The following is a 6,805-nucleotide window of genomic DNA, read 5'->3' on the forward strand; positions in this document are numbered from 1 at the left end:
ACACGGGAGAATTGAGACCGCGAATAATCGTCCCCGCGACGACGCTCACCCGACGGGGCGTAGCAGGCGTGCCCGGGGCTGGACAGCGATGCAGCAGGAGTCTAGTCAGCGACCGGAAACGGGCTCCGGCAGGCCGAGGAAACGGCGGGGATTGGCCGCGAACAACTGCCGGATATCGTCCGCCGAGATGCCGAGATAGCTGAGCTGTTCGGCGAACATGCGGAAGCACTCTGGCTCCGGCGGCACCCAGCGGGAGAAGATATCCGTGGTGAGCACGGCCTGTCGCGGCCCGATGGCCTCCAGCCCCGCGTAGACGTCGCGGATCGTGAGATGCCCGTCCGGGTGCAGCAGGGGCGCGTTGCAGAACTCGACGAACGCGCCCAGGTCGGTGAACCTGGTGAGCTGACCCGGCTGCTCGACGTAGTGCAGCGGATGGGTGATGAGCACACGGGCACCGATGCCGGCGCAGTACTCGGCAACGGCCAGGCTCTCGCTGAGCCCGGCGTGCCCGGTAGCCACGCTCAGGTCGAGGGCCCGGCACGCGTCGAGCACTTCCCTGACCGCGCCCGTCAGTGATCCGTTCCCGTCGGTCAGGCTGATGGCATGAGCCGAGGCGTAGCGCGGGAACGACGGCGCGGACAGTGTCAGCCGGTCAGGGATGTACCCACCCCGTGCCACGTCAGCGGCGGATCCCCACGTCGGCAGGAAGATGACCTTCGCATCGTGGCTCGCCGCCAGTTCGACCACGGTCACCGACACGCCGCCGGCGGGCGGGTTCAGGGTGATGCTGCCGTAGACCTCGAAGTCGATGTCGGTCAGCGAGTCGCGGATCAGTCCGGCCCGGTCCATCGTGGGCCACAGGTGGGACTTCAGCACCCAGCCGCGTAGACCGTAGGCATGCGCGAGCCTGGCGACATCGATGTCGGCGCCGCGGTTGGCGAACCGGCGAGAGACGTCCGGCTGGCCGTGCACGTGCAGGTCGATGCCGTCGCGCAGCAGCGCGCCGAAGTCATCGGGCAGGGCGGCGGTCCAGGACGCTTCATGCGAGCGGGAGTCGATCACGGGCGCCTGCGGCTGGCTGACTGGCTCGCTGTTCATCACACACGCCCTTCAACGGGGTTCAGGCAGATTCGTTAGCCAGGATGCTGGCGTGGCCTGGCGCGAGCGCTATCTCGGCCACATGCAGGCCGTCGCTGTACTCGCGCGAGGGAAACCGCTGCCACACCGCGCTGTCATGAAACGGGAGCACCCGCTCGGTGGCACCGCCGACGAACCGCAGCACGTCGTCGGTGACAGTGAGCCAGGTTGACGGGCTGCCGGTTGCCATCGAGATCGGGGCGTACACGCCATCGCCATGCAGGCCCTCGATGTTCTCGTAAACATAGACATTGTCGCCGGCGAACAGCCACGGCCCGGAGGCCTCGTCCTGCACCAGGGCGAACTGCGAGCCCGCGGTGTGCGTGTCGAAGGCCGGCAGCAGCCTGATGTGATCGGTCACCGCATGCTGACCGTCGGCAAGCGTCAGGCGGCCGACCCGATCACGTGCGTCGAGGACGTCGAGCAGTTCCGGCTCGCAGTTACGTGTCAGGAACTCAAATCGTGCGGGCAGGCGCAATGCCGCTCTGTACCGGTCGATCTCCTCGCGCTGGATGTACAGATGCGCACCAGCGAACTGCCCCGCGCAGCCGGCGTGATCAAAATGATTGTGCGTCAGCAGCAGCGCGCCGATGTCATCCGGCCGCATCCCGGTCCGGCCCAGCACCTCAGCCGGCGGCTTCCATCTGGTCTCGCCGTACTTCACGGTCAGGCGATCGTGGATCTGGGGATCCCAGAACCCCGCGTCCACCAGAACGCACTCGTCCGCCGTCCTGATGACGCCAAAACAGTACGGCATGCGCCGGAAACCTTCATTCGGCTGCGCGGCGAACAGGTTGCTCGCCGGGAACCCGTCAACGTACCCGTACTCGACGATCCAGATCGAATGCGCGGACATCACGAGCTACTTCCACAGCCGCTTGCTGGCAAGCGCTGCTCCCTCGGCCATGGCCGCCAGCTTCGCCCAGGCGATCTCGGGATGGCCGACCCGCGACCCGATGCCGCAGTCGGTCCCCGCCTGCACGTTCTCCCGGCCCACGACGCTGGCGAAGTTCATCAGGCGCGTCGCCACGAGCTCTGGATGCTCGATGAGGTCCGTCGCATGACTGACGACGCCGGGCACGAGGGTCTTGCCGTCCGGCAGCTTCACGTCCTCCCACACCCGCCATTCGTGCGAGTGGCGCACGTTACCGGCCTCGACGGAATACGCGGTGGCGTTGATCTTGACGAGCAGATCCGCGATGTCTTTCAGCGGCACGTCGTTGACGTGCGGGCGGTGGCCGCTTCCCCAGCAAACGTGGAAACGGATCTGGTCCTCGGGCAGGCCTGCGATCGCGTGGTTGATCACCTCGACCGCGAACGACAGGTACCGCCGGTAGTCCTCGACGCTCCAGTCCGGATAGAACATCCACGTCGTAGCGAACTCGGGCTCGTCAACTTGCAGCACGAGCCCGGCGTCCGTCACGGCCTTGTATTCCTCGCGCATCACTTCCGCGACGGCCATCATGTAGGACTCTTCGTCCGGGTAGTACTCGTTCCGCGCACCCGCGCCGAGGCTCAGCGGGCCAAGCGCCGCGATGAAGCCCTGGGCATCGCGGCCGTCGACGGCCGCCGCGAGCTCGGCGACGTCCCTGCCGATCGCGTCATGGCCGATGTACTCGACGGGGGACGTGCAGACGCGTTCGCGGGTGGGCGGTTGCGGCGCGCCTGGCTTGAAGAATCCGGGCCGCACCGGGCCGCCCGAGCCCTGCAGCCAGAGCCCGGACTCGTAGAATCCGGGGAATTGCAGGCGGTCACGCTCCGCCACGCCGCCGCGCTTCGGGGGGACCGCCGGATCGATCGGGCGCGTCTCCCAGCCGCTGACGCGCGAGTGGATGTAGCCGACGTAATCGGCGCCGCTGGCTGCCTTGACGTACTCTCCCTCGTTCAGGATCGTGACGCCGCACTCCAGCTGCTTGTCGACGACTTCGTTGATGGCGCTGGGCAGCCGCTCCTCGATCTCCGGCTGGTGGTCCCGCCAGTCGGCGATCAGGTTGTCCAGGTCGGCGGGACGGGGCAGGTTGCCGCCGTGGGTGGTCAGGATCCGGTCCGTGCTACGCCACATGGCCATCCGCGCTTGCCCTAGCCTTCCGTTCGAGACGCTGTGAACTTCTGGACCTGGTGCGGTGCGTGATCCTCGGGGACGCGGCCCAGCTTGACCCCGTAGGTGTACGTGACCTCGCCGACGTAGATGCTGTCAGTGGAGTCGACCGTTACGAAGTGCGGCGCGATCACGTTGCCCTCGGCTGCCTTGTCATCGGCGGAGGCGCCCCATTGGTCGAGAAGCTCGCCGCTCAGGCTCAGCAGCGAAATGCGGCCCGGCTCGTCGGTTCCGATCGTGTCGCTGACGAACGAGCGGTTGTCGGCCGGCCGCCACAGATGCGCGACGACGACCTCGCCCCGGCTGGTGAGGGCCAGGCCGGACGGCCGCTGGATGTCGTCCCACTCCCCCAGGTAGCTGCCGTCGGTGCGGAAGATCTGGATCCTGTCGTTCTCCCGGTCGGCGACGAGCAGCCGGCCGTCAGGGAGCAGGCAGATGCCATGCGGTATCCGGAACTCGCCGGGCCCGGAGCCGACCTCTCCCCAGCTGTTCAGCAGCGTCCCCGACGCGCTGAAATGATGGATGCGGCAGTTCCCGTAGCCATCGGAGACGAAGATGTCGCCGCCGGGCGCGATGGCGATGTCCGTGCAGCCGTTGAACGGCCCGGCCGGCCTGGTGACCGTCTCGACGTTGTGGATGCGCACCGGCAGGTCGGCCCGGTACCCGGTGTCCGAAGGGGCGCCGGGTACGCCCAGGGTCAGCAGCAGCTCTCCGTCCGGAGTGAACTTCCTGACGGAGTGGTCGCCGTTGTCGACGCAGTACACCGCGCCGTCGGGGCCGATCCTGATGCTGTGTGCGTTGGTGAAGATCCCGGCTCCCCACGCCCGGACGAACTTCCCCGCCGAGGTGTACACAAGCACCTGATGGTCGAACCGGGTGAACAGGTAGACCTGATCTGAGGCATCGACTGCCACGCCGGCGACGTCGCGGTGGCTGATGTCCGCGGGGCGCTGCTCCCAGTGCAGGTCGGCTATCCAGGCGGGCCGCTTGAGGTCCGTCATGATGGCCGCGCCCCGGCGGACGTGGCCGCGCTTTCCGGCAGCCAGCCCCACGGATGCGTGCCCCAGCGCGGAGCGATGAGCTCACCGGCCCGTACCGTCTGCACGGGGGTGATGCCATACCGTCCGGAGAAGGCCTCCTTGCGGGTATCGGTGAAGCGGAAGTCGCCCTCGGTCACGTCCAGGATGGTGATGTCGGCCGTCCGCCCGACCGCCAGGGTTCCGGCCGTGTCTGTCAGGCCTGCCGCGGCGGCCGCGTTCACGGTCGTCATCCGCACGACGTCGGCGAGGCTGTAGCCGATCGCCATGAACTTCGCCATGCACTCCATCAGGCTGTGGAACGCCTGGCCGCCCAGCGTAAGGTCGCTGCTGATCGTGTCCGGGACCAGGCCGCGCTCATACTGCTCCCTGGCGACCTGGTAGCCGAAGTTGCCCATGCCAAGCGCCGAGTCCAGGATGACGCCGCGGTCTCGCGCGGCCTTGAGCAGCGGATCGAGCTGCCCGCCCGACCTGCCCACGCCGCCGACACTCGGCGTGCACAGATGGGTCAGGATGTCGCCAGCCTCCAGCTGGCCGATCAGGTATTCGGTCACGGCCAGCATGCGCTTGTCCACTCCCGGGTCCTGCGCCGCGAACAGGTCGCCGATGTGCACCATCAGCGGCAGCGCCGCCCGCCTGGCGGCCTCCTTGGCGGCGTCGATGACCTGTTCCCCCGCTTTGGCCACGAAGGGGCCGACCAGCCGGAGCTTCATGCCGGAGACCACGCCGGGATTGCTCTCGACGCAGCTCGCGATGCCCTCGGCGTCGATGTCATCGAGGCCGCGGACGTCGGCAGGATTCTTGGTGCTGTGCGCGAAGGTGCCCACGTTGAGATAGAACAGCACTCGCGTCCTCGCGCCAGGGAGGATGTAGGCGGGGAAGACGCCCGCGTTCGCGATTCCTACCGATCCGGCATCAAGCACGGTGGTCACGCCCGAGCGGATGCCGATGTCATCAGGATCGCAGCAGCCCATCCCGACACCCGGAGTCGTGCCGCCGCGGGCGACGTGAGCGTGCAGGTCGATGAGCCCTGGCACCACATACCGGCCATCGCCACCCACGTCGAGCACCTGAGCGCCGTGCACTTCGGCGATGCTGTCCTCGACCGCCGCTACGCGTCCATCCGAGATCCCGATGTCAGCCCGCCGGTCGATGCCTTGGCCTGGGTCCAGTACGTGGCAGTTTTTCAGGATGAGCTGATGGCTCACGACGTCCTCCTGTCCTCAGCGGGCTGCCAGGGCCGATGCGGAACCAGGCTGGACCCTGCGGCGCACTGCCGCGAACAGGACGTCACCTGGTACGCGTCGCATTTTGTAGGACTGACAGACAGTATGAAACTCGATACGTAGCCTAGGTGCGGGCCAGGTACCCCGTCAATATCCGGGCCCGCCGCCGGGAGCGGCAGCCGGGATCGGCTGCCCGGAGCGCGCCTCAACTGCCGGGCATGGCGCGAGAACTCCGCGCGGTAGCCAGGGATCCTGACGGATGCCGGCTGCTGGAAACGGGCGCGAGCCGATAGGATGTGTCCGGACGGTCATTCAATCGTGTTTCCTTTGTTGCACGGCCGGCGGGGCTTACTGAGGCGGGATTGCGTGGGTGTTGGCATGGGGATAGCTGAGAGCCTGCGGGTGGAGCGCGCGCCGGCGCCAATTCGTTCTCGCGTCCTCGACAATCTCCGGCAGGCCATTCTCGACCACAAGCTGGCTCCCGGCCAGCGGCTCATCGAGCGCGAGCTCGTCGAGCTAACCGGCGTCTCCCGCACGAGCATTCGCGAGGCACTCCGGGAGCTAGCGGCAGAAGGGCTCGTCACGACAATCCCCAACAAGGGGACGATCGTGGCTCAGGTCACCGTCGAAGAGGCACGGCAGCTCTACCGGGTTCGATCAGCACTCGAGGCGCTGGCCGGCCAGCTCTTCGTCGAGAACGCCACCGACGCGCAGCGGCGGGCGCTCACGAACGCGTTCCGGGCCGTGGAGCGAGCGGCCACCAAAGGCCCGATAGTCTGGCTCGCCGCGAAGGACAACTTCTACGACGTGCTGTTCGAGGGCGGCGGCAACGACGCGCTGCGGTCCATAGCCGGCACGCTGCACGCCCGTATCAACCTGCTCCGTTCGCTGTCGCTGACCAGGCCAGGCCGCGCCACCGAGAGCATGGCCGAGCTGGCCGAGATCGTCGCCGCGATTGCGGCCAACGACGCCGACGCGGCCGCGAAAGCGTGCAGTCAGCACGTGGAGGCCGCGGGCATGGCCGCCTTCAGCGCCCTCACCCAGGAAGCGGCCGGCTAGGTCCGCAGTCCGGAGCTAAGATTCCACCCGGCCGATGGCGCGCCGCCTGCTCATTGTATGATAGTCATACGTCGGGCGGCTCTGACCGCGTGCATCGACGGAGCTGCGGCATGAAGGAGCTGCCTGGTGAGCACCGCGCACGGAATCCAGCAAGAGGGCGCGACCGCGGTCGCGGAGATGCTGCACGGCTATGGCGTCACGCACCTGTTCATGGTGCCTGCCATCATGCGCCGGACCTTTGCCGAGCT

The 6,805-nt window shown here is 67.7% G+C and carries 6 protein-coding genes; 1 reads left to right on the top strand and 5 read right to left on the bottom strand.

The window, feature by feature from the left end; genetic code table 11:
- Positions 1 to 105: 105 nt before the first annotated feature.
- Genes WA805_RS18130 through WA805_RS18150 form a run of 5 tightly spaced genes read right to left on the bottom strand, consistent with a single transcriptional unit; the run spans position 106 to position 5,480 of the window.
- Positions 106 to 1,098, bottom strand: coding sequence for a DUF6282 family protein (locus WA805_RS18130; RefSeq protein ID WP_425242917.1), 993 nt, complete (start codon positions 1,096 to 1,098; stop codon positions 106 to 108).
- A gap of 22 nt (positions 1,099 to 1,120) precedes the next feature.
- Positions 1,121 to 1,993: an N-acyl homoserine lactonase family protein gene (locus WA805_RS18135; RefSeq protein ID WP_422286750.1), complete on the bottom strand. Its 873-nt coding sequence runs from the start codon at positions 1,991 to 1,993 to the stop codon at positions 1,121 to 1,123.
- A gap of 6 nt (positions 1,994 to 1,999) precedes the next feature.
- Positions 2,000 to 3,199, bottom strand: a complete 1,200-nt coding sequence (locus tag WA805_RS18140) for an epoxyalkane--coenzyme M transferase (RefSeq protein ID WP_425242918.1) — start codon at positions 3,197 to 3,199, stop codon at positions 2,000 to 2,002.
- Positions 3,200 to 3,216: 17 nt separating this feature from the next.
- Positions 3,217 to 4,236 (bottom strand): peptidyl-alpha-hydroxyglycine alpha-amidating lyase family protein, encoded by a 1,020-nt coding sequence (locus WA805_RS18145; RefSeq protein WP_422339123.1) that lies wholly within the window; start codon positions 4,234 to 4,236, stop codon positions 3,217 to 3,219.
- Complete coding sequence (locus WA805_RS18150; protein WP_422271423.1) at positions 4,233 to 5,480, bottom strand: amidohydrolase family protein; 1,248 nt, start codon at positions 5,478 to 5,480, stop codon at positions 4,233 to 4,235. The genes WA805_RS18145 and WA805_RS18150 overlap by 4 nt, the downstream gene beginning before the upstream one ends.
- A gap of 396 nt (positions 5,481 to 5,876) precedes the next feature.
- Here WA805_RS18150 and WA805_RS18155 point away from each other — a divergent pair, with 396 nt between their 5' ends.
- Complete coding sequence (locus WA805_RS18155) at positions 5,877 to 6,557, top strand: GntR family transcriptional regulator (protein ID WP_422271425.1); 681 nt, start codon at positions 5,877 to 5,879, stop codon at positions 6,555 to 6,557.
- The last annotated feature ends 248 nt before the right edge of the window (positions 6,558 to 6,805 follow it).

It is taken from the genome of Trebonia sp. (genome assembly GCF_049794275.1).
Lineage (GTDB): Bacteria > Actinomycetota > Actinomycetes > Streptosporangiales > Streptosporangiaceae > Trebonia.